This is a genomic window from Virgibacillus dakarensis, from assembly GCF_900155625.1.
In the GTDB taxonomy this organism is placed as follows: domain Bacteria; phylum Bacillota; class Bacilli; order Bacillales; family Amphibacillaceae; genus Lentibacillus_C; species Lentibacillus_C populi.
The window spans coordinates 306,940-333,012 of record NZ_LT732553.1 but is presented as its reverse complement, the minus strand read 5'-3'; the positions used below and the strand labels follow the sequence as shown (position 1 = coordinate 333,012).

Genomic DNA, 26,073 nt, shown 5'->3' with positions numbered 1-26,073 from the left:
TTGCATCGTCCAAAGCAAAGTCAGTTTCATTGATTCAACATTATAATCGTATCTTCCACTTACTAAGGTGGCATTGTAAGAAATGATGCCAAAGTGCCCCTGTCATGATCATTTTTTCGATTATCATTGTAGTAGATTACTCCAAAGAAAAAGCCATTCCAACATAACGGAACAGCTTTATTTGCTCATATCTACATATCATGATTTGCGTCGTTCTTTTGCCGTGAATGATTGCGATTTTTTACTTTATGTGAACCATCGAGTGGCTCGCTATATCGCTGTTTCGGGCTTTTTGGCAAATTTGGACGTTCCTGCTGTTTAGGCCCTTTAGGGTTTTCACTCACCATATTCCCCTCCTTTTTATCGTACGGTTAGCTTTTGGAGAAAGGCGGGATTCTATTCGTTCGTCAATCTTATGCTAGCATCAATTTCAGCGACTCATTAATGTCTATCGGTTAATCATTGCTCTACTTAGTCTCGTGATTGAAAAAAACTATTACCAAGGCAACAGCCTCTATCATTAATGTAACTGTAAGTTATAGCCAGCCTGACTACTAAAAATCGTTTGGCAGCGACAATGGCAACCAAAAGATCGATTTTTAGATGAGCAAATCCAAAATATAATAAATAATTCCGCCTAGTACTGCAGTTATCGGTAATGTGATCACCCAGGTAACAACCATCCGTTTTGCTACACCCCAGTTAACACCCTTTACACGGTGGGAGGCCCCGACCCCGAGGATACCAGATGAAATAACATGGGTTGTGCTCACAGGTAAATGAATGAGCGTTGCCCCAAAGATGACGGCCGCACCAGTAAGATCAGCAGCAACCCCATTTACTGGGCGGATTTTCATAATTTTTCCACCGACCGTTTTAATGATTCGCCATCCACCAACAGAAGTTCCAAGCGCCATTGCCGTTGCACAAGAAGCCTGCACCCAAAATGGAATAGCTGTCGTTGTATGCATGCCTCCGACAATCAATGCCATCGTAATAATCCCCATCGATTTTTGTGCATCATTCGTACCATGGGCGAAGGATTGCACCGATGCTGTTAATACTTGCACGAGCCGGAAGCGTTTATTTGTCTTAGCCAAATTACTGTTTTTAAAAATAACTTTAATAATGCCGTATAAGATAAATCCGACTATAAAGGCAAAAACCGGGGAGAAGAACAAACCTTCAAGAATAGAGAGAAAACCATGATAATGAATCGCGTTATATCCCGCTGATACAATGACCGCACCTGTAATTGCCCCAATAATTGCATGGGATGAACTGCTTGGGATCCCTGCATACCACGTAACCAAATTCCAGACAATCGCCGCGATCAAAGCTGCTAAAATGACCGCCAGCCCGTTTTCCAGGTCAAACGGATTTGTAATTCCACTAGTAATCGTTTGGGCAACACCAGTAAAGGTCAATGCTCCAACAAAATTCATTACAGCAGCCAATATGATTGCTCTTCTAGGTGTCAAGGCTTTGGTTGATACCGATGTTGCAATGGCATTGGCCGTATCGTGAAACCCGTTAATAAAGTCGAAAAGGAGAGCAAAAACTACAATTAATACGATTATTACAGAAAGAAAGTCCATTTTTTTAATCCCTCATTACGCATTTTTCATGATGATACTTTGTAATGTACTTGCTACGTTTTGACAATAGTCTGCTATTTCTTCCAGAATTTCATAAATTTCTTTGTATTGGATTACTTTAATTGGATCCTTTTCTGATTGAAATAAGTTCCTAAGGGATTCACGGTATAAATCGTCACAATTACTTTCGTAGTCTTTAATCCGGATGGCATGCTCTTCCACATCTTTTAATTGATAATTTGCGATTAATTCCATTGATGTTAAAATTTCCTTTGAGCATTTTAATATATAATTCGTAAATTGATCGATATAATCATCTGAAGACAATATATGATAAATATCCATCGTAGCGGAGAATTCTTCCATTCCATCCATAATATCATCCAGATTCATCACAAGCTGGAGAATGTCCTCCCGCTCAATAGGGGTAATAAAAGCCTGGTTTAAATCTTTAATGATTTCATGAACCTTATCATCGGCAAGTGATTCATGCTCCTTAATTGTACTGGAAAATTGTTTCAGTGTCTCAGTATCTTTCACCTTAAAATGAACAAAATAGTCTGTTGCTTCATGTAAATGCTTTGCGAAATCAACTAGATAAAGGGAAAACTTATCTGGTTTTTTCTTGAACATATTTTTTTAACCTCCATTAAACGAACGGAACTTGGTATCCTTGATTATTATATATTTTTCATCAGCTATTTGCACGAAATAAATAAATAGCTGTCCGGTTTTGTCGATTTTTTTCATCACAAATTCCATTATACACGTTCGTTCGTTGCAACTAAAGCAGGTGCTGAATATTTATTAGAGATTTTTGCATTATTTGATACCGGCAACTTATGCTACCAGCTGTACGTTTACTTGTTATTGGCGATTTTCTAGCTCTTATCAGCGGGATTTGCCACTTTAGCGGCGCCCTAATACTTTTAGGAAAATCCCTCCTTTTTATCGGCGATCAGCTATTTCCGATCATGCATACATTAGTCCTCGCCTGCACGCACATTTCCTCCCTTTAATAAACAGCAATAATAGGAAGGGAGGTTTTTAAACTTTGCTAAACAAACGCTTTCTATACATGCTTATTGGAGTAGTGGTCTTGATTACCATTCCGATATTTTTAAACATGGTAGTTTTTGATACGAAACCCGACTCCTCCAACGAACCCTCGACCGATGAAAGCAATGAAGATGGTTCGGATTCCAATGATGGCAAGCAAATTTACTGGGGTGTTGATTCTGCGAGTAGCGTGAATAACGATTTAAAACAGTGTGTAGAGGATAACTTTGGCAAGCCAGATGTTTGGGGACGCTATTTAGGGGATAACAAAGGTGTTTCTAAGGGGCTTGACGCTGACGAAGTCACATTCCTGCATAAAAATGATATACGTATTCTGTTAATTTACAACCATTTCCGTGATGCAACGGGGTATGACCATGGTGCCCGGGAAGCGAAACAAGCAATTTCCTTGGCTAATGATTTGGATGTTCCAGATGGGGTTGCGATATTCGGGGATATTGAGCCGAAGTACCCGGTCGATTCAGCCTTTATCCAAGGGTGGTACGACACATTAGCCGCTTCCGATTACCAACCAGGATTATATGGTGTTTTTGATGATGGAAGTAATTTGGTTGAAGCCTATCATGCAACAAAACGGAAGGCACGAGAAAATACAATCGTTTGGACATCCTATCCCCAGCAAGAAATCACTACAAAAGAAAATGCCCCGAAATACGCCCCCGAAGGACCGGACGATGCTTTACTTTACGGCTGGCAATATGCTATAGAATCGGACAAATGCAATATTGATACCAATTTATTTACAAAGGAACTGCTGGATGCTTTGTGGTAAAAGTTAATTGGAAAAGGCTGCTTCAACACGCGATGCGGCTTTTTCCGTATCAATTCCTTTGCTTTCGTATGAAATGTATCTTAGGAATACGAAACGCGGAGGCAATAAATTGCAATAGTCCCACCCTTATTAATTTCGGATATAAGTTGGGCTGATCGGGTACATAAGCGACAGCTCTTTTCGCTTGAATGGGATTTTTCCAAATGTTGATACGTAACATTTGCCATGTTACGTCCAATAATCCGGATCCGCCATCCTTAACTCTTCCACCACATCATCCAAATCAGCTGGCGTGATCGAATAAACAGGATAGTTGTCCCATCCCTTTGCTTCCAGATAAAAAAAGCGCCCGCTTCCCGGAAATTCTTCATCCATTACGATAAGGCACCCATCACTTTTATCGATAAGCCATTTATTTTTTGCCTTGAATTGGAAGGCACCCTTGTAGTACCCCACATAAAGCGGTTTATAAAAATCAGCAATTGATACAAGTTCCTGATACTGTTGCTGGATGGGCTCTGGAAAGCGTTCTTCCTGACTCTCAAAAGGGGGAATGATGGCAAGCTTCACATCATACTGTTCCCGTAATTCCCTAACAACCTCAGCCGCCCATAGTTCAACTCCCATTTGCCCTGAGATCAGTACCCATTCCAATCCTTCCTCGATAAAGGCTATTAGTCTTTTGCGAATAGCTGCTTTAATGAATGTTATTCGATGGTCGTCAACCTTAAATATATTCAGTTCCATTGGTTTATATCCGGTAACCGTTAGTACTTTCATATGTATGTTCCTTTCTTAGAAAAACTGGGAGCTGACCTTTAAGCCTGCTCCCTAATAAGATTAACACCATTTATTCGGTTTTTTCCAGTTATGCATCTCTTTATAGTTGTTCCCACAGCACCCTTTTCCAGCATGACCATAATCCATCATGCCTGCAACTTGATTACCGTTATTCATCCCCGGCGACATGGCACCTGCAACCTGACTTCCAGGTCCATAAGCTGGAGAAACTTGTGGTGGTGTGTTAAAAGCTCCGCCAAATTCATCTACACTATTGCACGTATTTTGGACGGATGTGGAATGTGGATAAACATGTCTGTTCCTTACCAAATGATGATTCATAACTGTAGTATGGGAAGGATGTATGTGTTCTACAACACTTTCCGTACAGTTTTCAACACAATTATGCTTTGTTGGATGGACAATGCGCTTCGGGCATCCACAATCTGGTCCATGATGATGTCTCATATAAAAGCCCCTTTCCTGTGATAGGTTCACTACTAACCTATGATAACTGCCTGTAGATTGTATAAGACATGAACCTATTTTCCGTGTCACTTTTATGCTATACTTTTCTGAAAAGGGGGGAAAATAATGGAGCAAACAATTAAAAAAGCAGTTCAAGATGAATATCCGGAAGACTTTTCCTGGTGTTATGGCTGTGGGCGACTAAATGAAAATGGACATCATTTTCGTACGGGGTGGGATGGTGATAACACCGTAACCATTTATACACCACGGCCAGAGCATACTGCACTACCCGGTTTTGTTTATGGCGGGCTGATCGCTTCCCTGATTGACTGCCATGGAACCGGCTCAGCATCCCTTGCATTACATCGGAAAAATGGGCATGAACCAGGCGATGCTGTGGAACCGCCACGATTTGTGACGGGGTCATTACACGTTGATTTCATTAAACCTACCCCACATAGCGTCCCATTAAAAGCAGTTGGAACAGTGGAAGAAGTCCATCCGAAGAAATGGAAAGTACATACGGAGGTATTTGCAGGCGGCAAGGTTTGTGCTAAAGGAGAAGTTGTTGCAGTTGTAATGCCAAGTACGTTTTATGAGAAATAAAAGAAATCAAAATGCATGTTCATACTAGTTGATATGAACATGCACTTTTTCAGTTATAAAACTTTCCCCAATGTACTTCTTCTGATTAATATCCTTTAATAATTTATTTCATTCATTTTGCATGGTTTAGTGATAAGTTCAGCACCCACAAATCTCTTTAACCAAATTAAAATTCCCTCAGAAAAGTCATCTTTACCTGAAGGGACTTGCTTTATAGTACCCACGATATTCAATATTGTAGTGGCGTTTCTATTAAGAAACAGAGCAAACCTGTTTGTTAAAATAAGCAAGTGCTTCTTTCTCTTCACCATTCTAAAATCAATGGATGAAAACTTGCTCCTACAGCAGGATTTTGACAGCCGTAAGCCAAAAGGAAGTTTTTAATTATTACACTGTTAACAAGCGATAAAATTCAATCGTGTTTTCATATAGACGATGATAAACGTCTTCCTTATCCAGCCCTTTCAGCTCAGCAATTTTACGTATGGATTGATGGATCATTTTCGGGTCTGTTTTTTCGCCTGTGAACGGCCCCGTAAACGTCCAAGGACCATCTGTCTCTACCATCATGTTCGCTAAAGGATAGCGTTTAACCAGTCGTTGAATTTCCTTTTCATACAACACATCCGGCGTGATCGATATGTAATAACCATTTTGCTGCATACGCTCAACCGTTTGAGGATCCCCTTTGAACCAGTGAAAATGAGCTTTTTTCACCGAATACTTCTCGAGTAAATCACAGACAATGGGAGCATCCTCATAGACAGCATGCAAAACAATCGGCTTATCTAACTTTACGGCTTGCTGAATAAACAGCTCCAGTACTTCCATATAAGGCTCTACTGGAATGCTAGGTTTTTCTTGCCGCAAATAATACGGTAAACCAACTTCCCCAATGGCCACCATCTCCTGCTGATGTCTATGCATGAATAATATAATTTCCTCCAACATACGATCTGATGGTAATTCCTGTTCCGGATGGTAGCCAAATGCCGGTTTAATTCGTTTATCGATTCGGGAAAATTCCAGATTCATTTTAGCAGATTGCAAATGATATGATACTGCAATTAATGCAGCAACATGATGATGCTTCAGTTCCTTTAGCAGCATATTTCGATCCGGTTCATCGTACATGTCCAAATGGATATGTGCATCAATAATCTGATTTTCCATATTATTCACCTAGTTCCTGATAGATTAGCTTTTTCCATTGCAAAAATTCCTCCGACAAAAGGATGCCTTCTTTTCTTGGTCTTGAGAATGGAATGGTAATTTCCTTTTTTACCGTTGCTGGCTTATTCGTTAACACAATCACCCGATCAGAAAGATAAATGGCCTCCTCAATACTATGTGTTACAAATAATATAGAGCGTTTATCTTCCTCCCAGATTGATAAGAGCCATTTTTGCATCGCCAATCTGGTAAACTCATCTAATGCCGAAAATGGTTCATCTAAACAAATAACGGGTTGTGGACTTAACAAGCTTCGGATAAAGGCTGCACGCTGCTGCATTCCACCAGAAAGTTCATGCGGATATGCATTCTCATACCCCTTAAGCCCGGCACGTTCAATCATCTCCATTGCATCTGCTTCCTTTCCTCCCCCTGCTATTTCTGCACCAAGCAATACATTTCTTAAAAGACTTCGCCAAGGAAGCAGAGATGGAGATTGGGGTGTATAACTAATGGCTCCTTTTGTGCCGTTTATCAGCCTGTCATCTAAATAAATCTCACCGGAATCAGGAAGCCGGATCCCGCCTATTACATGGAATAATGTGCTCTTTCCACTGCCAGATGGACCTAGGATGGAAACAAATTCACCATCATGTACGGTAAATGATACATCGCTCAGTATCACGTTTTGGCTATATGACTTTGTTACGTTTTGAACATGTAGTTTTCCCATATCAGTTCCCCTCTGATTTCCAATTAAGTAGTCTTTTTTCGATAAAAGCGATCAGTGAAAAGAACAAAAGACTCAGAACCATGACGAAAAATATCGCAACAAAGACACGATCGGTTCGGAATGATGAGGATGCTAATGTCATATAGACACCAATTCCTTCATTCGCACCGAGCCATTCAGAAATAACTGCTCCCATTACACTATAAGTTGCAGAAATTTTTAATCCGGAAAATAATGATGGAAGTGCACTTGGAATTTCCAATTTCCTGAAAATCTGCCTTTTATTTGCCCCGGCCATTTGCATATAATGAATCAAATCACGATCGGTTTGCCGAAACCCATCCAATGCTGCAACAGCGATTGGAAAGAAACAAACCAATGTGATGATGATAATTTTGGGCAGCATCCCAAATCCAAACCAGATCACTAAAAGCGGTGCCAGCACAATAATCGGGATATTTTGTGATAAAATCATCAAAGGAAAAAATGCTTCCCGAACAAATGGAATAAGATGCAGACAAACAGCAACCAAAATCCCGATGCTTGCACCAATCAAAAAGCCCATAATCGATAAAGTAATGGTTGAGATTAAATGATGCTGATACATTGGCCAGGCTTCTATTCCTGTTTTGCCAATTTGCGACGGTGCAGGCAGGAGCCAATCCGGTATGTCAAACAGTTTACTGGAAAGCTCCCAAATACCGAATAAAAGGAGGAGAACCACAACGGGTTTCCAGCCTTTTTCCATGATCCCTTTCATTAGCGATATTTCTCCGTCAGTTCTGACATCGAGGCTCCATCCGGTTTATGAAATACTTTTACCTGTGAAATAATACTTTCACACCCCAGCTCGGTCATTCTGGTATTCATTTTTTCAATAATTGACAGCAATTCCGGCAAATCTCCTTCCATCGTTGTTTCGAGCGGATGCACTTCATATTTCACTCCAGACTGATCGATAACCTCTATTGCAGCATCTACATATGGAATCGTATCTTCTCCGTTTTTCGTCTTTGGGATAATTTGAATACTTACTAAAGCATTTGCCACTTGAAGCCCCTCCTATTTTTTTGGTAAAAATTCATTGGTAAAAGCTTTCTTGCTATCTAGCTGTTTTTCTAATAAATGATTGTCGTACATCCAGCTTGCATAATTATCCCAGACTTCCAGTTTCTGTTCACCCCAGCGTGTGGCATCATCCTGATATTTTGGTGAGAGCCATTCCTGACTAGCCTTTACCAGTTCTGCATCAAGATCTGGAACTTCATCTAGCAAAATAGTAGCCGCATCTTCAGGATTATCAATGGCAAATTCATACCCTTTTGAAACGGCTGCCAAAAACTTCTTAACTGTTTTCGGGTTTTCCTTAATCGTGTTCTCATTCGCAGTAAGAACCGGTGTATAATAATCAAGTCTTTTCGAGTAATCGGTCAGATACAACATATTTAATTTCTCACCACGCAACTCGGCCTCTACGCCTGTCCAGCCATAATAAATCCAGGCAAAATCAATATCACGCTTTACTGCCGTAAAGAAGTCGGTGTTCCCCATATTGACAATATTCACCTTATCAACGGAAGCATTTTCTTGTTTCATAAGGGATGCTAGGACAGCCTTCTCAACTGGTGCTCCCCAGCCACCATACGTTTTTCCGACAAAATCCTTCGGTGATGTGATGGCTTTTTCCTTTGGTGAGGCAAAACCGGATGTATTATGCTGGATCACCGCTGCAATGGAGACAACCGGCACACCTTGCACACGTGCTTCCGTAATACTTTCTTGGTAGCTAACACCAAAATCGGCTTTTCCTGATGCGACAAGCTGATCAGCCCCAACCTCTCCCGGCATTATGATTTCCACATCCAGTCCCTCGTCATGAAAGTATCCCTTTTTTTGTGCAACATAAAGGCCAGTATGATTCGTATTTGGTGTCCAATCCAGGACAAGCTTTACTTTCTGCATACCGTCCCTATCCTGTTGATCCTGTTCCGTGCTTTTGGATCCGTTGTTACTGTTACATGCAGTAAGAACGGTAATCATGATAAGTAAAAATAAAAGCTTCTTCATTTCTTATCCTCCATGTGATGGTAGTTTTGTTTAGGAAAATGATCGGCGAAAGGGCTGCGGAAATTGCAATAAAAAAACACCGCCATTTTTAAACCTGGGGTGTGTGCGAAAAAGATAGTTTATCTTTCCTGTTCAACATGTTCCCTACGCTGGTTTCAGCCAGATCAGGTTCCAAGGGTCAGTATCTATCGGATACAATCTCAACCAGCATCAACTGGTCCCCCCACAAAATCTATTTCATTTTTATCTTACATGTTCAAAGGTACTACATTACGGTATCGTTTGCAAGGTTGGAATTTTGAATTTGATATTTAAACCTGCCTCCTAAATATGGGCCCATCAAATACAGTAGTATGATATTCACCAGATTCACCTAACGGGCAAACATCCTTTCCACTGATATCAGCGATAAATGATTCATCTACAAGACGACCAACCCAGTTTTCCGGAAGCTTTGTATTATCTACTTTGATAACACGCGCCTGAAATTTCAACGCTACGAATTCCCTTAATAGATCCAACACCTTATGTTTTTCTGTCCACAACGGATAGATTGGTGCTACGTCTGCTTTTTCGGCTACCTGCTCTCCCCATTCACGGTGCCCTTCTAAGTAAATATCACCAAATGCGACACTATCAATCTCGTATTTCGTTTTTAGGTCCTTTAGTGTGCGAACAAAATCTTCTGTATACCCTGCAAAGTCTGTTTCAATAAAATGAACTGGAATCCCAATCCGCTCAGCCTGCTTTTTGATCCGCTCAAGCTTCTCCCCGTGTGCGACAGTTTCTTGTTTTTCCTTCCATATCGTAGTAATAAGGCTGACAACATGATAACCCTGCTGCTCTAGACGGTATAGTGCTAAACAGCTATCTTTCCCGCCACTAAATGATAATGCTACCTTCATGTCTATCGGCTCCTTTCGTTATACTACACTATACCATTTAGACAAAAAATTGGGAAAGCCAGTGATAAGTTGGCTTTCCCAAGGTTCATGGGTTGTTGTTGTAAATCTTCCACAAGACTTGTTTTGATTTATACTGTATCCTATGCGACGAAAACTGTACTTGTATTGGTACATGCCTCAAGACAACCGTACATTTGTATTGAATTTGGATGCAACCCTATTCCGCAGTTTTTTTATCCGGAAACAGCAAACTGAATACGATTCCGAACAATGCTGCAATGAAAAAAGTAGAGAACCGGGATGTAATGATACCATCTAACGGTGTGCTAATCCACAACACGGTAAAAACAAACCCAGAAATAATCGTTGCTACAACCCCGATACCGGAATAGCGCTTCCAGAAAAACGTCATCAGGATCGCCGGGGATAAGGTACAACCGACACCAGCCCACGCCCAGCTGACAACTAGATAGACCAGAGAATCAGAGGTTAGGGCAATAAGCATACCGATAATCCCTGAAACCAATACAATAATCCGAGACAATGATAATAATTGCTTATCCGTCAAGTTCATGCCGAGTGTCTTATGAATAATATCCTCACTAACCGAACTGGTAACAACCATTAACTGAGAATTTGCCGTTGTAATAATTGCTGCCATAATTCCGGATAACAACAAACCGGCAATCCAAGGCGGCAGCAAATCCAGTATCATATGCGGGAGAATCGTCTCTACATCAGCAAACGAGCCTTGACTGTACATCGCAATCGCCGCCAGCCCAATTAAAAACGCACCAGTATAGGCCATAATCGTCCAAATAATCGCAACTGAAATACCTTGCTTCGCCTCTTTCTCATTTTTCAGCGCCATAAACCTGCTGCTTAGCTGTGGCTGGCCGCCTAAATACCCGAAAAACCAGGAAAAGTTATTAAAGAACAATACACCAATGGCAAATCCCGTAGCTCCGCCAAACCATGAATTGAATGATTCTCCAGCCTCGACCAGCGATTGACTAATCGACAGGTCGTGCGTTCCAATATAAATAAGTGCAATGATTGGCAGTACACAAAGTGTAACCAGCATCATAATACTTTGAATCATGTCCGTCCAAACAACGGATAAAAATCCGCCAAAATAAGCAATCGCAAGCACGACAATCGTTGCCAGTACAACCCCGACCGTTTCATTCATTTCGAATGTTGTTAAAAATAATTTTCCAGCTCCAGCAAGCTGTGCCCCCACGTAGAACATAAAAAAACAGGAAATTAAAATACTGGCAATCCAGCGTATCAAATTTGCCTTTTCCCCAAATTTAACGGCCAAGTAATCGGGTAATGTTAAGACGTTATGTTTATCAGTTTCCCGCATAAACTTTCGGGCCAGGAAAAGCCATGCAAAAATAATGCCCAGTGCTATTCCTGCAGCAACCCAAATCCCAGCAAGTCCGGTCGTAAATACGAATCCGGTAAAACCTAACAAGAGCCAAGCGGATTCACCAGTTGCTCTTTCCGAAAATGCTAATACCCAGCCTGGCAGCTTTTTTCCACCTAGAAGGAATACCGCATGATCCATCTTTGTCCGGCTTGTCATATAACCAATCGCAATAATAACAACAAAATAGATAATGAATTCGATCAAGATAATGTTATCCATTATAAATACCTCCTGACTGAATGCTTCTATCCACTTGGAACAAAAACGGTTTGGACATTCACTACCACTTATCAGTCCTCCTTCCCACTACAGTCTTTTTTTACTAAATGTATGTACTGAATAATCAGATAAGAACAGGCAGTTAAGATTCTAAAATTCTACTAGAATCCTTCATGCTTTATTGGCATAGGTTAATAAATTTGTGATCTTTTTGGTAAATTGTCATGAGGTGTTTTCATTAGCGTGGAAATGTTTTATAGTAGAGAAGGACAATCTGGATAATTTGAAACCAAATCCAGTAATGTTTCGTATGAAGAGTTGTTACAAAACTTATAAACCGAGGGGGTGAATACAGATGTTGGAGTTAGTGAATGACCTGATGAGCGATATTACGCCGCTTTATTTGTACTTAAGTATCGCTTTGTCGATGATTTGTGCATATCGCGGGATATCATTTAACATGCATATGATCAACCAAAACAACGATCTCGCCACTAGACAATGGCATGCTGCCAGATTTCGCTTACTTCCAAGGCAGGAGGATCTTGGAGCTAATACCGAAATACAAAATTGGATCGCAACCAAAACGAAGCGTATCGAAGCACCAGATGATGATACAGATGCTCATTCCTTCTTGTTTTCAACCGCAACCAAGAAAAAACGAGGAGGACAACAATGGAAAGAAAATCTGTATTCACATCCCTTACAAAATATAGCTTTATCGGGGTTATTTTAGTAATCATTTTAGCAGGATGCCAAGGTGCGAATGGCGCTCCAATCAGTGCTGATTCACCCGGTTTTTTTGATCACTATTTTGTGTATCCTTTCTCCGTGTTAATTAAAGGACTTGCCTCTATACTAAATGGCGATTTCGGCTTATCAATCATTGTGATAACATTGCTGGTTCGTCTTGTATTAATGCCTTTAATGCTAAAGCAAATGAAAAATAGTACAAACATGCAGGAAAAAATGAAAGTCATGAAACCGGAAATGGATGCAATTCAAGAAAAGTATAAGGGTAAAAAAGATAAAGAATCACAAATGAAAATGCAGCAAGAAACGATGCAACTGTATCAAAAACATCAGATGAATCCATTAGCTTCGTTAGGCTGCTTACCAATGATTATCCAGTTTCCAATTTTTATTGGCCTTTACTATGCAATCCGGCGCACTCCAGAAATTGCAACACACAACTTTCTCTGGTTTAATCTTGGGCAAACGGATGTCATTATGCCGTTTATTGCAGCAGCAGTCTATTTAATTCAGGCAAAAGTTTCACAGATTGGAATGGATCCGAAGCAGAAAAAGCAAATGGCACTATTTAGTTTTATCTCGCCAATTATGATTTTTATTGTGTCGTTTAATTTCCCAGCTGCACTACCTTTATACTGGATCGTCTCGGGATCATTCTTAGTTCTCCAGACTCTGATTTCCAAGAAGCTGTATTTGAAAAAGGCAGAGTAAATGAAAAAGCACTTCCTCTGAGGGAGTGCTTTTTCATTTTGCCACAGTCGTATGTGATAAACGTTTCTTTTGTTTCGCTGCCTCAAGCCGCTCCACAAACGTTTTACATTTCAAAAAGGAAAATTGAAAGATCGGGCTTTGTACAAATGTGAAGATAAATGTAAAAATAAAAACCGGTCCACCTAACAGCAATCCAACGACAAGCACACCGGACTCGGTAATAATCCGCACCCTCCTAATCGGAGCGCCCAGCTTGTCTGCAATTGACAGCATGAAGCCATCACGCGGACCCGACCCCACCCCAGCTGCATTGTAAACACCACCGCCAACACCCATAATGACAATCCCCATTATAATAATGAGCACATCCAGCCATGAGTGGGTTGCATGCGGCAAAAAATCCAGCCACAAAATGACATCAACACATGAGCCCACTAAAAAAGCATTTAAAAATGTTCCAAGCTTGATATAGCTTTTATCAAGAAACCATGAAACAGTAATCAGCATGAGTCCGATTATTATATTCCATGTCCCAATCGAAAAACCAAAAATCTCAAAAAGCCCAACACTTAAAACATCCCATGGGTGGATACCTAAATGCTGGACATTTATTGTAATCGAAATTCCCAAGCTAAAAACAATTACCCCTATGACAAAAAAGGGCCAGCGAATCATTTGAATCATTATTACCCTTCTTTCATTTCGGTTAGATATATTTATTTTTAATCATAAGATATAATTATAGTCAAATCAATATTGGAATAAGTGCGCAATATCGAGCCACGAGCGTGCAACCTCTGGGCATGGGAGCGCAATCCAGCAGCATAAAGGTGCATCTCGGGGTGTATAGCGCGCAACCCCGCGGCTTGAACGCGCAACCCCTGCCATGCAATATCAATATTATAGGATGAAATAATACCTACACATATTTAAGTTTACCTAAAAATAATGATTGACTTCCAACAAAAAATAGGCATCGAAAAGTTCTAGTGATAAATGAACTTTTTGATGCCTATTTTAACGTTTTTTGCTTAAAATGTACGTCATTTATTGAAAAAGAAAAATAAAAAGCCTCCCTAAATGTGTTAAAATTTTATTGGGTTAAAACAAAATATATGAACACAAAAAGGAGACTCTTTATGTCTAATCATAACACATTTAACCAATCAATTTATACCACAAAACGTTCCATTTTTCATTTTGCGTCCAAATTAACCCAAGGGCTGCAAAAACCCAACAAAAACTTTATCCTGGACATGTTATTTGGACTAGCAAAAGGCAGATCTGTTTTGCTTACTAAAATTGCACGCGCTCTGGAAGAACCCATTGAAGCGATACAAACCGTCAAGCGACTGTCCAATCGCATGGACGAATTTCACGAAACATCCGAGCTGTTGGAGAACTATGAGGAAATGGTAAAACCTTTTCTACAAGAGGAAGATAATCTGGTTTTAGTCGATAATTCCGAGATTGTGAAATCTACTGCCAGTAAAATGGAAGCACTTGGACAAGTGAGAGATGGTTCAACAGGAAAGATAGGCAATGGATATTGGACAACCAACATGATTGCCGTGGCTCCGAAAACAAAGCACCCGATTTCAATTTATTCCCATCTGTACTCCGCCGCCGAAAAGGGATTTGTCAGCGAAAATGAAGAAACATACAAGGGCTTGGATTACGTGAATCAACTTGTAGAGGCAAAGAAGGCAACCTTTGTGATGGATCGTGGGTATGACAATATAGAAGTCATGAAAAAGATCCTCAAGCAGAAAAATAACTTTATCATTCGTTTGAAGAAAAATCGGAATTTATTGTACCAGAATAAAAAATTCCCTGTACACAACTTAGCGATCAGAAGGAAAGGGAAAATCAATTTTCGTTCTGAAATAAAGGGAACCGTATATGATTTGAAAGTCTCTCATCTTACTGTGGAAATTCCTTCGCTAAAGGGTCAAAAATTCACTATGGTTGTGGTGTATGGATACGGAAAAGAGCCGATGGTGCTGCTTACAAATAAACGGGTTCAAAAAAAGGAAGAGGTCCTGTCTATTTTGAAAGCTTATATTACTAGATGGCGTATCGAAGAAATGTTTCGCGTTCAAAAGCAGGAATTTGACTTAGAAAATGTTCGGGTTCGTACATTGCCAAGACTGAAAAGAATGTTTTTACTCGTTTCCATTATGATAACGTTTATGACGCTGAAAGTAGAAAAGCAGAATGGATTTTTCCATGACGTGATTGAACGGGCAAAAGGGATTAAAGCAAAGGATAAAATTAAGATGTTTCTATATCGTTTTTCAGCGGGGATGGAAGCCATATTGATAAAAGACAAACATGGCATTCGGCATTTTAAATACATAGAGAAACCAGTAAGTTCACGGCAGCTAACATTACAACTCTGAATTTATTAATTGAATAGTAAGAAAAAACATACTGATAAGTATGTCTATTTGTGCTGGTTAAAAATTTGCTTCCTTCAATAAAAACGAAAAAAAACCTTCTAAAGGACTCTTAAGGTGAAATAATTCCGTTTTATGCGGCGAAAAAAGGTAAACTTAAATACACATAATATTGAAATTTTACTCGTACACTTGCTGAAAATGTAATTTGCCCTGGCTCCAGTTGTGTAGAGGTGTTTTCTTTTGCAACCGCAAAAGTCTGGTAAACAATAGGTTGTTCGTTTGCCTCTTCAACAATTCTGATCGGATGGGGATCCAACGTCACATCGATTGTTTCTGCTATCGTTTCCGCTTTGGCGGTGGCATTTTCTAGTGCGGCTCGTAATGCTTGCTGGTAATATTTCTGACTGTTGCGAACGGTGAAGTCTACATTAGAAACCCGATTTACCCCGTTTTGTACAGCGGTGTCAATAATTACACCTGCCTGATCAATATTCTCTATTCTTACCGTAAGTGCGTGTGTTACTTCATAGCCGCTAAACACTTGTTTTCCATCCACATAGTCATAATGCGGGTGGATCGTATATGCGGCAGTTTGTATATTTTCTCTAGGAATTCCAAGTTGCAGCAGACTTTGTATAACCTTTTCCACCTTTTGGGCATTTTCCTGTTGGGCTTGGGTAAGTTCATTGTTTTCTGTAACAATGGCTAGTTGGATTATCACAAGATTTGGCTCTGCCGAAACAGTTGCGGTACCGGTAACTTTCATTGTTCGGCCCTTTTGCTGCCGGTTTTGTGGTGGCATATAGGGATAGTACATCGTTATTCCGCCTTTCTAAAAGTCATAGTAGATCATATGCCTTTACGAGTGGAATGGTTTCTAACGACTATCCCCCTTGCTCCATGAATAAAGGTTAAAATGATCATTTGCTGCTCCCATAATCAATTATCTAAAAATTTACTATTAGAGCGTGTTCAAACAACGAGGATAAAGAGGATCGATAAGTTCGAGGCGGCGTAGCTCCTGGCACTGGAGTATACATAAAAGGTACATGAAGAGCGGACTTGCACAGGACGTGCTGACTTCTGCTGTTGGCGATTGTCGTGGGTGGTTTTAGCAGAAGATCCCCTTTGCCAACGAAGAAATTCGAAGCGTCATTTTTACCGGACTTTTTGAACATCCTCTATTAGTGCATATAATGATTTTGTGATAAAGTAACACCTAATAAACGGATTTCCTTCACATATTTATTATAATGAAATAAGTGCCCAAATCGCTGTTTGGAAAGGAGTATGTAAATGAATACCGCAATTCAACAATTAACACCAAGGTTAAATGAGGTTTTTGCCCATTTACACCAAAACCCGGAAATTAGCTGGGAGGAACAAAAAACAACTACATACATTAAACAATTATTTGAAAATCGGGACTGCCGGATTACAACGTTTGACGATACTACAGGCTTAATTATTGACATAGGTCAGGGTGAACCAGTTGTCGCATTACGTGCTGATATGGATGCATTATGGCAGGAAGTTGATGGCGTGTTTCAAGCGAACCACTCATGTGGTCATGATGCTCATATGACGATTGCAATCGGATCCTTATTTTATTTGCTGGAAAATGCTTATCCGAAACAAGGAACGTTTCGCTTCATCTTTCAGCCTGCCGAGGAAAAAGGCAACGGAGCATTATCACTAGTTGAAAAGGGCGTTGTTGACGATGTTGATTTTTTGTATGGGATGCATCTTCGTCCAATACAGGAACTGCGCCACGGGTATTTTGCACCGGCAATCCGACATGGTGCTGCACGATTTGCGGAAGGGACCATTCATGGAGAAGATGCCCATGGTGCCCGGCCGCATTTAAATGTAAATGCAATTCAGGTTGGGAGTGAACTATTTCAGCATTTGAATAATATCCAAATTGATCCGATGATTCCCCATTCTGTGAAAATGACAACGTTCCATGCCGGCGGGAAGAGCCCGAATATTATACCAGGAAACGCAACCTTTTCATTGGATATTCGAGCCCAAACAAACGAAGTAATGGACCTGCTGATTGATAAGGTCAACCGGATCACCATGATGCTTGCTAATTTACACGACGTGACAATTAATTTAAAGATTGGCGACAGTGTTGCAGCGGCTGTCACTAATGACGAAGCACAAGCAATCATGCAGCAGGCGATTGTCGATTGTGTTGGAAAAGACAATTTGGCACCCGCCATTACGACGACCGGCGGTGATGATTTTCATTTTTATACAATAAAGCGTCCTGCATTAAAAGCAACGATGCTGGCAATTGGCTGTGATCTAGAGCCGGGACTGCATCATTCGGACATGACCTTTAAACACGAATGTATCCCACAGGCAGTGGAAATCGTAACGAACGCCTTAGTAAAAACAGTGGAAAAATAGCTATAAGGAGCATCTTTCATGACGGAACAAATCGAAATCCGAGAACTGACAACATTAGATGAACTAACTGAAATGCAACATGTGGAAAAGGCAGTATGGCATATGCCGCCTATCCCCATTCATCAAACTTATACGGCATTAAATAACGGCGGAATCATTTTAGGAGCATTCAAACAGGAAACAATGATTGGGTTTTTATACAGCTTTGCCGGGTTTGCTGGGGATATTCCTTATTTATGCTCCCATATGCTCGGGATTCTGCCTGTATATCGGCAGGATGGACTTGGGTTGCTGATGAAATGTAAGCAGGCCGAGCTGGCAAAACAAAAAGGTTACGCGATGATAACATGGACGTTTGACCCGCTGGAAAGTTTAAATGCATATTTAAACTTGCACAAAATCGGCGCGGTCGGTGCCCATTACCATGTTAATCATTATGGAAAAATGGATGATGGGCTAAATCAAGGGCTGCCAACGGATCGGATTCAAATCGAATGGTGGCTGAACAAAGAAATCCCTGTAATGAAAACAACATTTGATGAGGATAGTGTATTACTTGATCGAAATGATGATGGGTTTCCGGTGGTGAATGATATTGTAATAAACGGTCAATATGGCTGGTTCGTTGCTATCCCGGAAAATTTCCAAGCAATTAAGCATCAGGATATTGCAGTTGCTAAAGCATGGCGCTATGAAACAAGACACGTTTTTAAAAAACTATTTTCGAAAGGTTACCAGGCAGTTGATCTTGTTCGGGATCCTGCTAAACAAGTAAGCTATTATTTTTTCAACTAATCGGAGGCGATCCAACATGACAATTCCAATGAAAGAAATAAAACTGCACAAATTGAATATGCGGTTAAACGATCCATTTACAACCAGTTTCGGTACGTTTCAAGACAAGGAATTTTTTATCCTCGAAGCGGTTGATAAGGACGGAAATCGCGGATTTGGTGAATCAGTCGCATTCTCCAGTCCTTGGTACAGCGAGGAAACGGTTAAAACGAATCAGCATGTGGTCGAGGATTTCTTGATCCCGATTTTACAGGAAAATACGATCCATCACCCCGATGATGTTTCAGACCTTTTTTCTTCAATACGGCGAAATAACATGGCGAAATCAGCAATTGAGGGAGCGGTTTGGGACCTATACGCCAAACGTAAACATCTCCCCCTGGCCAAGGCACTCGGCGGTAAGAAGACCGAAATTGATGTGGGGATCAGCATCGGCATTCAACCTACTGTGAAAGATCTGTTAAATACAATTGATCATTATGCCCAGGAAGGCTATAAACGGATTAAATTGAAAATAAAGCCGGGTAAAGATGTGAACGTACTTCAGGAGGTACGTGCCCACTTCCCTGATTTACCAATTATGGCCGATGCCAATTCAGCTTATACGCTTAAGGATATCACGCATCTGCAAAAGCTGGATGACTTCAATTTAATGATGATCGAGCAACCATTGGAGCATGATGATATTGTTGATCATGCGAAGCTACAGAAAGCTTTAAGAACACCAATTTGTCTGGATGAAAGCATTCATTCGCTGGCGGATGCCAAAAAGGCAATCCAATTGGGAAGCTGCAAGATTATCAATATTAAAATTGGCCGTGTCGGTGGACTTACAGAGGCGAAACGAATCCATGATTATTGTAAAGAACAACGTATCGATGTCTGGTGTGGCGGCATGCTCGAGGCTGGGGTTGGACGTGCCCATAACGTTGCTTTAACGACATTACCGGGATTCACATTGCCTGGTGATACGGCAGGCTCATCCCGCTACTGGCAAAAAGACATCATTCGCCCTGAAGTAATCGTGGAAAATGGGGTGATTACGGTTCCAGACAAGCCGGGAATTGGTTACGACATCGATGAAGCGGCACTGAAAAAGTTTACTGTTAAAACGAAGACATTTCGTTTCTGATTACCATAATGTTTTTCTATAAAGTGAAATTTCATTCAGCTGGGGTTTCCGACGCAGAGGACGTGCTAGTGCAGGCGTTGTCACAGGGCCGTTCACGAAAACACAAGTGAAATTGGATAAATGTTTGACCTGGGTGTTCGTTATGATACGGATGCCCTTTTTTCGTTGGATCGGTGGTTTCCTGGATTGCGGGCGGTAGATTTTGGCTCGGGATCAGCAATTTTGGAGTTCGATCGGCGACTTTTAGCGTTTGATCAGCGGCTTTTAGCTTTTGATCGGCGGCTTTTGGACCTTGATCAGCGGCTTTTGGACCTTGATCGGCGGCTTTTGGCGTTTGATCAGCGGATCCAGAAGCCGCAGAAAAATATTGACATTTCGATCGCAACAATGTAATATATAAATTACATAATGACATATATAGTTTACATGGATGGTGAATCTATGAATAACCGGATTAAATTAGCGAGGACAGAGAAATCGCTGACACAGGCACAACTGGCTAGTAAAGTAGGGGTTACGCGCCAAACAGTTGGCTTGATTGAGAAAGGAAGATATAATCCAAGCCTGCAGCTTTGCATAGCCATTGCAAAAACATTGGATAAAACACTGGATGACTTATTTTGGGAGGAAAACTAGAATGGAAAAATCATGGATTGCGACGTTTTTGCCTAAGGATGAATATAAGGAAAGAAAAATGCTTTACTTTATGGCAGAGGCTGTTTTTATCTTATTTGCGCTGTTGTTTTTCTATTTAATTATTGATTTACTCATTATTGACCTTGATATACCGGCATTTGGTCTGGCGATTTTTGCACTGCTGTTTTTATCATCGTATATTTTGCTTCGCTATACATTTGCTGGTATCGAATATCCCGATATCACGACGAAGAAGAGGTATAAAAAAGAAAAAAAGGCGATCTTTATGCGAAGTTTGATTTATTTAGCCATTTATCCAATTGCCTATATCATTATTCAGGGGTTCCCTACCGATTGGGAAGGTGTTCTTGATATAATTGGCCCTGCCATACTAGCCGCCATTTTCTTATTCGCCTGGGGTTACCTATCTTTGAAAAAGTCATATAAAAAGAATCAGGAATTGCTTGATGATTAGAAAACAGAGGGATGCAACATAAACACAGAAAAGAAGGATTTTACAGGCTCTTGGTAGTTTATTGCACCAATTGTTTTTATCGCTGGTATTATTTACGTTTTCATATTTTAATGTTGAAGGTTTTGTAATTGGGGCGCCTCTTACAAAGCCTCTAGTTATTTTCGAGAAATGCTTGTACATCTCACAATTAAGCCCCCATTCAGTCATAAAATTTCCCCATAACAATGGTATTATAATAGTTACCATCAGAAAGAATTTTATCTTTTTTTAATACACCTTCTATTTCGAAGCCAAATTTCCTATAAAGATTAACAGCTTTATCGTTTGTTTCTAAAACACTCAATGTAATTTTTTTAATTCCATTGGAGTCAGCCCAGGCAATAGATTCTTTTAAAAGATTTTTCCCAATCCATATCCCCTAAAAGCTTTTAATACACATACTCCAAATTCTACTTTATGAGAAAATCTATTTAAATATACGCCCTCGCATCTTGAAAATCCGACGATCTGATCATCAACTAAAGCTACTAAAAATAAGTTCCTTGAATTCTCGGTATCTTGTTTTATAATCCGCCGAAATCCTGGTACATCAATGTATGCCTCCCCTCTTTCTCTATCCAAATTTTCAGTCTCCCCGTCAATTTGCAATCTTAACTGAGATAATTCCGTTGCGTCCTTTTCGATTGCAGATCTAATAACATATTTAATTCTCTTAGAGCAAAGTTTCTGTTGATTTATTTTCATGATATACTCCATTCCCTTATCCTTAGCACTCTATCAGTGAAATTAATATTTGAATTATCCAGTTTCTATCCCTCACCTTTTGCGAATTATCTTTACCGTTAAGGTCTTCTAAACACTTGAAAACAATCCAGCTTCAACCGAACAAAGCTTTTTTAGCTGATGAATGGTTGATTTACATGACTGGTTTTTACTACTATCCTGTTAAATAGTAATGTAAAATTACCGTTCTAACTCAATATATTCCCTTAGCAATTTCCAATTATCCCCTTTCTAATAACCCTCCTTTTCAACATTTCGAGTAAATTAGTGACAGGATAAACCTTTATCCCACGAATAATAAACAAATTTCAATTTATCCCCATTCATTTCGAATTCATCATCACCGTATGCTCTAAGCACAAAGCCGTTCTTCTCTAAAACCCTTTGGGACGGTATATTATTAGTTGTCGTCTTCGCTTTAATCTGTTTTATGTCCTTGTTTTCGGAAATATCTAGTAACAGTTTCAATGCCATACTCGCAATACCTTTTCCAGTATGTACCTGTCCTACTCTATAGCCCAGATGCCCAACTTTTTTCGATTTATCAATATCAACTAAATTCATTCTCCCAAGAATTGAACCATTTTTATCTTTAATCAAATAGAAATTTGAACCTCCTTGAGCCTGTTCGTCAAGTAAAGCTACATGCCTTCTTTTAAATATCTCAGGTCTATAGTAGTCATCGCCCCGTGTTGGTACCATTTTTTCAAAAAAGCTTCTGTTTTCAAGTTCAAACCTATATAACTCTTCTGCATCCGCAATCTGTAATTTCTCTATTAACACATCCATAGATAATGACCCTTTCCAGCTTTTAAAACCTACAATTTATTTCAAAGGTTGGCCGGAGACTATATGCCAATGGAGATGTTTGGAATCTTGATAGTCTCCCAAATTTGTAATAACTCTGCAAGCCCCGTTCTTTTCAGTCATCATCTTAGCCAGTGAGTTAAGACCTTTTACCGAACTCGTTTTTTATTAACCTACCACTCCTTCAAATACATATGGAACTGATTTATTTAACAAATACTCAATCCCATTTTTATGATATGGCATCATTTCGTCAGCTGTTTTTAAATCAACCCATCTTACTTCTGATATTGTTTCAGTATCTTGTATTGAAATTTCACCGCCAATTATTTTTGCTTTAAATGTGATAAAAATTGCATGATTATTATCATTTTTCATAAAAGCTTCGTTAACAGCAAGTATGTGATCAATCTTAATCGTTAACCCTGTTTCCTCTTTGGCTTCACGTATAGCTGCTTGTGCCAAGGTTTCACCTGTTTCAACAGACCCACCTGGTAAAGACCAATTATTGTATTTGGTGTTTTTCACTACCAGCACCTTTTCCTGTATTTCATCATAAATAAGCGAATATACCACATCTACTCTATTCATTGAACACACTCCCCCCCTTCTTTCTCTACTAAATTAATAGGTCCTGCTTACTAACTAGAGCCTTTTCGTAAAAATACAAGCTTTCTCTTTATATACTTTAACACAAAATTATAAAAATAAAATCCATTGACACCCACACAAAAACGCGTTATTCTACATACAAATAAACATTCAAACAATCATTTGAATGAGGTGAATAAATTGCGTGAGCAAGTAAACCAGGTAAAAAATACTGATATGTGCGATGTTGATTGTTATAACGAGGAAGTAGTCAAGAAAATCAGGCCACAAATCAGGCGTATCGTCGGTGTTGAGTTGATTTTCAAGGCGTTGTCAGATGCAACAAGGCTTAAAGTAGCTTATGCCCTGACACTTGAGGATGAGCTGTGTGTCTGTGACGTTGCCAACATTATTAGATCAAGCAACGCAACAGCATCTCATCATTTACGCACACTGAAAAACATGAATATAGCGAAGAAGCGGCGTGAGGGAAAACGGATTTTTTACTCATTAGCCGACGAGCATATCCATCAACTCGTGAACATTGCCCTGGCTCACGGAGAGGAAGATGAACATGAGTAACATGAGTGAGGAAAATACGTACCGGTTACAAGGCTTGTCCTGCACGAATTGTGCGGCCAAATTTGAAAATAATGTCCGGGGGATCTCTACGGTTGAAGGTGTTGAATTAAATTTTGGTGCCGCAAAGCTGAAGGTTAAGGGGAAAGTAACAGTAGCGCAATTAGAAGAAGCAGGTGCATTTGATGGGATTAAAGTGTACCAGGAAACACAACGGCCTGCTGAAAATCACACACCTTTCTGGAAAAAACGGGCGAACATCCCTACCCTTCTATCGCTTGTCTTTATCATTATCGGATACACATTTCGTTTCGCATTTGATGAAGCCCATTTCCTGTCAATTGGCAGTTTCGCGATTGCCATCATTGTTGGTGGAACGACCCTTTTTAAAGAAGGTTTGAGCCATTTACTCCATCTTGATTTTGATATGAAAACACTCATGACCGTTGCCATTATCGGAGCTGTGCTAATTGGCGAATGGGCAGAAGGAGCGGTTGTTGTTTTCCTGTTTGCGCTGAGTGAAGCATTAGAGAGCTATTCGATGGATAAGGCGCGGCATTCGCTCACGTCGCTCATTAATACCGCCCCATCCAAAGCTACGATTAAACGAGATAACGAATTTATAACTGTTCTAGTAAAAGATATTGTAATCGGCGATACGATGATCGTGAAGCCTGGTGAGAAAATTGCTATGGACGGCCAGATTGTTAGTGGAACATCGTCCGTCAATCAAGCATCGATAACTGGTGAGTCGATTCCTGTTTTCAAAGCGCAGGGTGATGAGGTATTTGCCGGGACATTGAATGAAGAAGGATCACTGGAGGTACGCGTAACAAAACGGGCAGAAGACACTACAATCGCCAAAATCATTCATTTAGTAGAGGAAGCACAGGCTGAAAAGGCCCCATCACAAAAGTTTGTCGATCGTTTCGCTAACTATTACACGCCGGCGATCATGCTCATCGCTTTTCTTGTAGCGGTTGTACCTCCCCTTCTATTCGGTGCTGTCTGGTCAACATGGATCTATCAAGGTTTAGCCGTTCTTGTTGTTGGCTGTCCATGTGCCTTAGTCATTTCCACACCGGTCTCCATCGTAACGGCAATCGGAAATGCAGCGCGCAACGGTGTGTTAATAAAAGGCGGGATTCATTTAGAAGAAGCCGGACGCCTGCAAGTAATGGCCTTTGATAAAACTGGTACACTGACAAAAGGAGAGCCAGAGGTCACAACAGTCGTGCCGTTAGCTGGAAATACAGCAGAAAAAATACTTTCGTATGCTGCAGCGATTGAGCATTTTTCCCAGCATCCATTAGCACAAGCGGTTATGAAGGCTGCTAAACAACGTTCCTGTGAAAAAATAATCGCGACTGATTTTCATTCGATTACTGGCAAAGGAGCTACTGCTCGGATTGAAGGAAGAGAATATCAAATCGGCAGCCCTTCCCTGTTCAACGGTCACGCAGCCTTATCAGCTGATCTTTTGGAAAAAATTAATCAGCTGCAAAACGCCGGGAATACAGTTGTTCTTCTTGCCAACAATAACGTAATATTGGGGCTGTTCGGGATTGCCGACCAAATCCGGGGAGATAGTCATGCAATTATCAAACAACTGCAGCAAACTGGTATCAAGGAAACCGTTATGCTGACTGGCGACAATCAAGCAACTGGTAAGGCAATCGGAAAATCGATTGGTATTACCAATGTCCAAGCAAATTTGCTGCCGGAAGATAAGTTGCGTACTATTCAGGCCATGCAGAAACAGCATGGTAAAACTGCCATGATCGGGGATGGCGTGAATGATGCCCCTGCGCTTGCAACCGCTACAGTTGGCATCGCAATGGGGGGTGCCGGGACAGATGCAGCCCTTGAAACTGCTGATATTGCCCTTATGGGAGACGATTTGACAAAACTGCCATATACTATTGACCTTAGCCGAAAAACATTACGGATTATTAAAGAAAACATCGGTCTTGCATTCGGATTAAAACTGATCGCACTCTTATTAACAATACCTGGCCTCTTAACATTATGGATTGCTATTTTAGCCGATATGGGGGCAACCCTTATCGTAATGCTGAATTCATTACGGCTAATACGGTCAAATTATTTACCTAATAAAAGTGGAAGCACCCGTCTATAACCCATGTTAACT

Annotated in this window: 29 protein-coding genes, 2 pseudogenes and 1 riboswitch; of the genes and pseudogenes, 13 read left to right on the top strand and 18 right to left on the bottom strand. The window is 40.3% G+C overall.

The window, feature by feature from the left end:
- Window positions 1–191: 191 nt before the first annotated feature.
- The 3 genes from CZ382_RS01715 to CZ382_RS01705 form a co-directional block, all read right to left on the bottom strand.
- Window positions 192–347 (bottom strand): small acid-soluble spore protein P, encoded by a 156-nt coding sequence (locus tag CZ382_RS01715; protein WP_250889725.1) that lies wholly within the window; start codon window positions 345–347, stop codon window positions 192–194.
- Between the two features lie 252 nt (window positions 348–599).
- Window positions 600–1,598 (bottom strand): inorganic phosphate transporter, encoded by a 999-nt coding sequence (locus tag CZ382_RS01710; protein ID WP_088049521.1) that lies wholly within the window; start codon window positions 1,596–1,598, stop codon window positions 600–602.
- Window positions 1,599–1,613: 15 nt separating this feature from the next.
- The gene (locus tag CZ382_RS01705) at window positions 1,614–2,231 is read right to left on the bottom strand and encodes a DUF47 domain-containing protein (protein ID WP_088049520.1); all 618 of its coding nucleotides are present in this window, start codon (window positions 2,229–2,231) and stop codon (window positions 1,614–1,616) included.
- Between the two features lie 421 nt (window positions 2,232–2,652).
- On the opposite strand from CZ382_RS01705, the gene CZ382_RS01700 reads away from it, so the two are divergent.
- Window positions 2,653–3,450 carry a glycoside hydrolase domain-containing protein gene (locus tag CZ382_RS01700; RefSeq protein ID WP_140392711.1) on the top strand — a complete coding sequence of 266 codons (798 nt, stop codon included), beginning with the start codon at window positions 2,653–2,655 and terminating at the stop codon, window positions 3,448–3,450.
- A gap of 228 nt (window positions 3,451–3,678) precedes the next feature.
- Here the strand turns inward: CZ382_RS01700 and CZ382_RS01695 are convergent, their stop codons facing one another.
- Complete coding sequence (locus CZ382_RS01695; RefSeq protein WP_088049518.1) at window positions 3,679–4,230, bottom strand: SLOG family protein; 552 nt, start codon at window positions 4,228–4,230, stop codon at window positions 3,679–3,681.
- 60 nt (window positions 4,231–4,290) lie between these two features.
- Window positions 4,291–4,698 carry a spore coat protein gene (locus tag CZ382_RS01690; protein ID WP_088049517.1) on the bottom strand — a complete coding sequence of 136 codons (408 nt, stop codon included), beginning with the start codon at window positions 4,696–4,698 and terminating at the stop codon, window positions 4,291–4,293.
- A 126-nt stretch (window positions 4,699–4,824) separates the two neighbouring features.
- Between CZ382_RS01690 and CZ382_RS01685 the strand changes: the two genes are divergently transcribed.
- Window positions 4,825–5,307 carry a PaaI family thioesterase gene (locus CZ382_RS01685; RefSeq protein WP_088049516.1) on the top strand — a complete coding sequence of 161 codons (483 nt, stop codon included), beginning with the start codon at window positions 4,825–4,827 and terminating at the stop codon, window positions 5,305–5,307.
- A gap of 387 nt (window positions 5,308–5,694) precedes the next feature.
- Here CZ382_RS01685 and CZ382_RS01675 read toward each other — a convergent pair whose 3' ends face one another.
- From CZ382_RS01675 to CZ382_RS01645, 7 genes are all read right to left on the bottom strand, one after another.
- Window positions 5,695–6,480, bottom strand: coding sequence for a TatD family hydrolase (locus CZ382_RS01675; protein WP_088049514.1), 786 nt, complete (start codon window positions 6,478–6,480; stop codon window positions 5,695–5,697).
- Between the two features lies 1 nt (window position 6,481).
- Window positions 6,482–7,213, bottom strand: coding sequence for an ABC transporter ATP-binding protein (locus CZ382_RS01670; RefSeq protein ID WP_088049513.1), 732 nt, complete (start codon window positions 7,211–7,213; stop codon window positions 6,482–6,484).
- 1 nt (window position 7,214) lies between these two features.
- Window positions 7,215–7,973: an ABC transporter permease gene (locus CZ382_RS01665; protein ID WP_088049512.1), complete on the bottom strand. Its 759-nt coding sequence runs from the start codon at window positions 7,971–7,973 to the stop codon at window positions 7,215–7,217.
- On the bottom strand, window positions 7,973–8,263 hold the full coding sequence (locus tag CZ382_RS01660) for a thiamine-binding protein (protein ID WP_088049511.1): 291 nt from the start codon (window positions 8,261–8,263) through the stop codon (window positions 7,973–7,975). The genes CZ382_RS01665 and CZ382_RS01660 overlap by 1 nt, the downstream gene beginning before the upstream one ends.
- Window positions 8,264–8,275: 12 nt before the next feature.
- The gene (locus CZ382_RS01655) at window positions 8,276–9,280 is read right to left on the bottom strand and encodes an ABC transporter substrate-binding protein (protein WP_088049510.1); all 1,005 of its coding nucleotides are present in this window, start codon (window positions 9,278–9,280) and stop codon (window positions 8,276–8,278) included.
- Window positions 9,281–9,404: 124 nt separating this feature from the next.
- Window positions 9,405–9,515, bottom strand: a riboswitch (TPP riboswitch).
- Window positions 9,516–9,591: 76 nt separating this feature from the next.
- Entirely contained in the window at window positions 9,592–10,185 is a 594-nt protein-coding gene (locus CZ382_RS01650; protein WP_235000373.1) for a Dph6-related ATP pyrophosphatase, read from the bottom strand.
- 217 nt (window positions 10,186–10,402) lie between these two features.
- The gene (locus CZ382_RS01645) at window positions 10,403–11,839 is read right to left on the bottom strand and encodes a sodium/proline symporter (RefSeq protein WP_088049508.1); all 1,437 of its coding nucleotides are present in this window, start codon (window positions 11,837–11,839) and stop codon (window positions 10,403–10,405) included.
- Between the two features lie 355 nt (window positions 11,840–12,194).
- Between CZ382_RS01645 and CZ382_RS01640 the strand changes: the two genes are divergently transcribed.
- Window positions 12,195–12,575: a hypothetical protein gene (locus CZ382_RS01640; RefSeq protein ID WP_088049507.1), complete on the top strand. Its 381-nt coding sequence runs from the start codon at window positions 12,195–12,197 to the stop codon at window positions 12,573–12,575.
- Window positions 12,515–13,303 carry a membrane protein insertase YidC gene (gene yidC, locus CZ382_RS01635; RefSeq protein WP_088049506.1) on the top strand — a complete coding sequence of 263 codons (789 nt, stop codon included), beginning with the start codon at window positions 12,515–12,517 and terminating at the stop codon, window positions 13,301–13,303. The genes CZ382_RS01640 and yidC overlap by 61 nt, the downstream gene beginning before the upstream one ends.
- 33 nt (window positions 13,304–13,336) lie before the next feature.
- Here the strand turns inward: yidC and CZ382_RS01630 are convergent, their stop codons facing one another.
- The gene (locus CZ382_RS01630; RefSeq protein WP_088049505.1) at window positions 13,337–13,987 is read right to left on the bottom strand and encodes a YczE/YyaS/YitT family protein; all 651 of its coding nucleotides are present in this window, start codon (window positions 13,985–13,987) and stop codon (window positions 13,337–13,339) included.
- A 455-nt stretch (window positions 13,988–14,442) separates the two neighbouring features.
- On the opposite strand from CZ382_RS01630, the gene CZ382_RS01625 reads away from it, so the two are divergent.
- Complete coding sequence (locus tag CZ382_RS01625; protein WP_159457745.1) at window positions 14,443–15,705, top strand: transposase; 1,263 nt, start codon at window positions 14,443–14,445, stop codon at window positions 15,703–15,705.
- A 130-nt stretch (window positions 15,706–15,835) separates the two neighbouring features.
- Here CZ382_RS01625 and CZ382_RS01620 read toward each other — a convergent pair whose 3' ends face one another.
- The gene (locus CZ382_RS01620) at window positions 15,836–16,522 is read right to left on the bottom strand and encodes an SIMPL domain-containing protein (RefSeq protein ID WP_088049503.1); all 687 of its coding nucleotides are present in this window, start codon (window positions 16,520–16,522) and stop codon (window positions 15,836–15,838) included.
- A gap of 479 nt (window positions 16,523–17,001) precedes the next feature.
- On the opposite strand from CZ382_RS01620, the gene CZ382_RS01615 reads away from it, so the two are divergent.
- The 6 genes from CZ382_RS01615 to CZ382_RS01590 all read left to right on the top strand — a co-directional run bounded on the left by CZ382_RS01615 (window position 17,002) and on the right by CZ382_RS01590 (window position 21,161).
- Window positions 17,002–18,123 (top strand): M20 peptidase aminoacylase family protein, encoded by a 1,122-nt coding sequence (locus tag CZ382_RS01615; protein ID WP_088049502.1) that lies wholly within the window; start codon window positions 17,002–17,004, stop codon window positions 18,121–18,123.
- An 18-nt stretch (window positions 18,124–18,141) separates the two neighbouring features.
- Complete coding sequence (locus tag CZ382_RS01610; protein ID WP_088049501.1) at window positions 18,142–18,918, top strand: GNAT family N-acetyltransferase; 777 nt, start codon at window positions 18,142–18,144, stop codon at window positions 18,916–18,918.
- A 16-nt stretch (window positions 18,919–18,934) separates the two neighbouring features.
- A complete protein-coding gene (gene menC / locus CZ382_RS01605) occupies window positions 18,935–20,050 on the top strand; it encodes an o-succinylbenzoate synthase (RefSeq protein WP_200809506.1) in 1,116 nt (371 codons plus the stop codon).
- Between the two features lie 120 nt (window positions 20,051–20,170).
- On the top strand, window positions 20,171–20,443 hold the full coding sequence (locus tag CZ382_RS01600; protein ID WP_088049500.1) for a hypothetical protein: 273 nt from the start codon (window positions 20,171–20,173) through the stop codon (window positions 20,441–20,443).
- 48 nt (window positions 20,444–20,491) lie between these two features.
- Window positions 20,492–20,686, top strand: a complete 195-nt coding sequence (locus tag CZ382_RS01595) for a helix-turn-helix transcriptional regulator (protein ID WP_088049499.1) — start codon at window positions 20,492–20,494, stop codon at window positions 20,684–20,686.
- 1 nt (window position 20,687) lies between these two features.
- Window positions 20,688–21,161, top strand: coding sequence for a DUF3278 domain-containing protein (locus tag CZ382_RS01590; protein WP_088049498.1), 474 nt, complete (start codon window positions 20,688–20,690; stop codon window positions 21,159–21,161).
- 199 nt (window positions 21,162–21,360) lie between these two features.
- Here the strand turns inward: CZ382_RS01590 and CZ382_RS01585 are convergent.
- The 4 genes and pseudogenes from CZ382_RS01585 to CZ382_RS01570 all read right to left on the bottom strand — a co-directional run bounded on the left by CZ382_RS01585 (window position 21,361) and on the right by CZ382_RS01570 (window position 23,342).
- Window positions 21,361–21,905: pseudogene (locus tag CZ382_RS01585) on the bottom strand (N-acetyltransferase family protein).
- A gap of 303 nt (window positions 21,906–22,208) precedes the next feature.
- Complete coding sequence (locus tag CZ382_RS01580; protein WP_088049497.1) at window positions 22,209–22,733, bottom strand: GNAT family N-acetyltransferase; 525 nt, start codon at window positions 22,731–22,733, stop codon at window positions 22,209–22,211.
- A 36-nt stretch (window positions 22,734–22,769) separates the two neighbouring features.
- Window positions 22,770–22,871: pseudogene (locus CZ382_RS24100) on the bottom strand (HIT family hydrolase); the annotation flags it as partial.
- Window positions 22,872–22,919: 48 nt separating this feature from the next.
- Window positions 22,920–23,342 (bottom strand): NUDIX hydrolase, encoded by a 423-nt coding sequence (locus tag CZ382_RS01570; protein WP_088049496.1) that lies wholly within the window; start codon window positions 23,340–23,342, stop codon window positions 22,920–22,922.
- Between the two features lie 237 nt (window positions 23,343–23,579).
- Here CZ382_RS01570 and CZ382_RS01565 point away from each other — a divergent pair, with 237 nt between their 5' ends.
- Window positions 23,580–23,924, top strand: a complete 345-nt coding sequence (locus tag CZ382_RS01565) for an ArsR/SmtB family transcription factor (protein WP_088050941.1) — start codon at window positions 23,580–23,582, stop codon at window positions 23,922–23,924.
- Window positions 23,911–26,061 carry a heavy metal translocating P-type ATPase gene (locus CZ382_RS01560; protein WP_196406318.1) on the top strand — a complete coding sequence of 717 codons (2,151 nt, stop codon included), beginning with the start codon at window positions 23,911–23,913 and terminating at the stop codon, window positions 26,059–26,061. The genes CZ382_RS01565 and CZ382_RS01560 overlap by 14 nt, the downstream gene beginning before the upstream one ends.
- The last annotated feature ends 12 nt before the right edge of the window (window positions 26,062–26,073 follow it).

Coding starts and splice junctions, on each gene's coding strand:
- CZ382_RS01570 (WP_088049496.1), bottom strand. CDS start 23,342: ATGAATAGAGTAGATGTGGTATATTCGCTTATTTATGATGAAATACAG.
- CZ382_RS01695 (WP_088049518.1), bottom strand. CDS start 4,230: ATGAAAGTACTAACGGTTACCGGATATAAACCAATGGAACTGAATATA.
- CZ382_RS01655 (WP_088049510.1), bottom strand. CDS start 9,280: ATGAAGAAGCTTTTATTTTTACTTATCATGATTACCGTTCTTACTGCA.
- CZ382_RS01565 (WP_088050941.1), top strand. CDS start 23,580: ATGTGCGATGTTGATTGTTATAACGAGGAAGTAGTCAAGAAAATCAGG.
- yidC (WP_088049506.1), top strand. CDS start 12,515: ATGGAAAGAAAATCTGTATTCACATCCCTTACAAAATATAGCTTTATC.
- CZ382_RS01690 (WP_088049517.1), bottom strand. CDS start 4,698: ATGAGACATCATCATGGACCAGATTGTGGATGCCCGAAGCGCATTGTC.
- CZ382_RS01600 (WP_088049500.1), top strand. CDS start 20,171: ATGTTTGACCTGGGTGTTCGTTATGATACGGATGCCCTTTTTTCGTTG.
- CZ382_RS01675 (WP_088049514.1), bottom strand. CDS start 6,480: ATGGAAAATCAGATTATTGATGCACATATCCATTTGGACATGTACGAT.
- CZ382_RS01640 (WP_088049507.1), top strand. CDS start 12,195: ATGTTGGAGTTAGTGAATGACCTGATGAGCGATATTACGCCGCTTTAT.
- CZ382_RS01630 (WP_088049505.1), bottom strand. CDS start 13,987: ATGATTCAAATGATTCGCTGGCCCTTTTTTGTCATAGGGGTAATTGTT.
- CZ382_RS01560 (WP_196406318.1), top strand. CDS start 23,911: ATGAACATGAGTAACATGAGTGAGGAAAATACGTACCGGTTACAAGGC.
- menC (WP_200809506.1), top strand. CDS start 18,935: ATGACAATTCCAATGAAAGAAATAAAACTGCACAAATTGAATATGCGG.
- CZ382_RS01580 (WP_088049497.1), bottom strand. CDS start 22,733: ATGGATGTGTTAATAGAGAAATTACAGATTGCGGATGCAGAAGAGTTA.
- CZ382_RS01625 (WP_159457745.1), top strand. CDS start 14,443: ATGTCTAATCATAACACATTTAACCAATCAATTTATACCACAAAACGT.
- CZ382_RS01595 (WP_088049499.1), top strand. CDS start 20,492: ATGAATAACCGGATTAAATTAGCGAGGACAGAGAAATCGCTGACACAG.
- CZ382_RS01650 (WP_235000373.1), bottom strand. CDS start 10,185: ATGAAGGTAGCATTATCATTTAGTGGCGGGAAAGATAGCTGTTTAGCA.
- CZ382_RS01615 (WP_088049502.1), top strand. CDS start 17,002: ATGAATACCGCAATTCAACAATTAACACCAAGGTTAAATGAGGTTTTT.
- CZ382_RS01590 (WP_088049498.1), top strand. CDS start 20,688: ATGGAAAAATCATGGATTGCGACGTTTTTGCCTAAGGATGAATATAAG.
- CZ382_RS01715 (WP_250889725.1), bottom strand. CDS start 347: ATGGTGAGTGAAAACCCTAAAGGGCCTAAACAGCAGGAACGTCCAAAT.
- CZ382_RS01645 (WP_088049508.1), bottom strand. CDS start 11,839: ATGGATAACATTATCTTGATCGAATTCATTATCTATTTTGTTGTTATT.
- CZ382_RS01710 (WP_088049521.1), bottom strand. CDS start 1,598: ATGGACTTTCTTTCTGTAATAATCGTATTAATTGTAGTTTTTGCTCTC.
- CZ382_RS01610 (WP_088049501.1), top strand. CDS start 18,142: ATGACGGAACAAATCGAAATCCGAGAACTGACAACATTAGATGAACTA.
- CZ382_RS01670 (WP_088049513.1), bottom strand. CDS start 7,213: ATGGGAAAACTACATGTTCAAAACGTAACAAAGTCATATAGCCAAAAC.
- CZ382_RS01685 (WP_088049516.1), top strand. CDS start 4,825: ATGGAGCAAACAATTAAAAAAGCAGTTCAAGATGAATATCCGGAAGAC.
- CZ382_RS01665 (WP_088049512.1), bottom strand. CDS start 7,973: ATGAAAGGGATCATGGAAAAAGGCTGGAAACCCGTTGTGGTTCTCCTC.
- CZ382_RS01620 (WP_088049503.1), bottom strand. CDS start 16,522: ATGTACTATCCCTATATGCCACCACAAAACCGGCAGCAAAAGGGCCGA.
- CZ382_RS01705 (WP_088049520.1), bottom strand. CDS start 2,231: ATGTTCAAGAAAAAACCAGATAAGTTTTCCCTTTATCTAGTTGATTTC.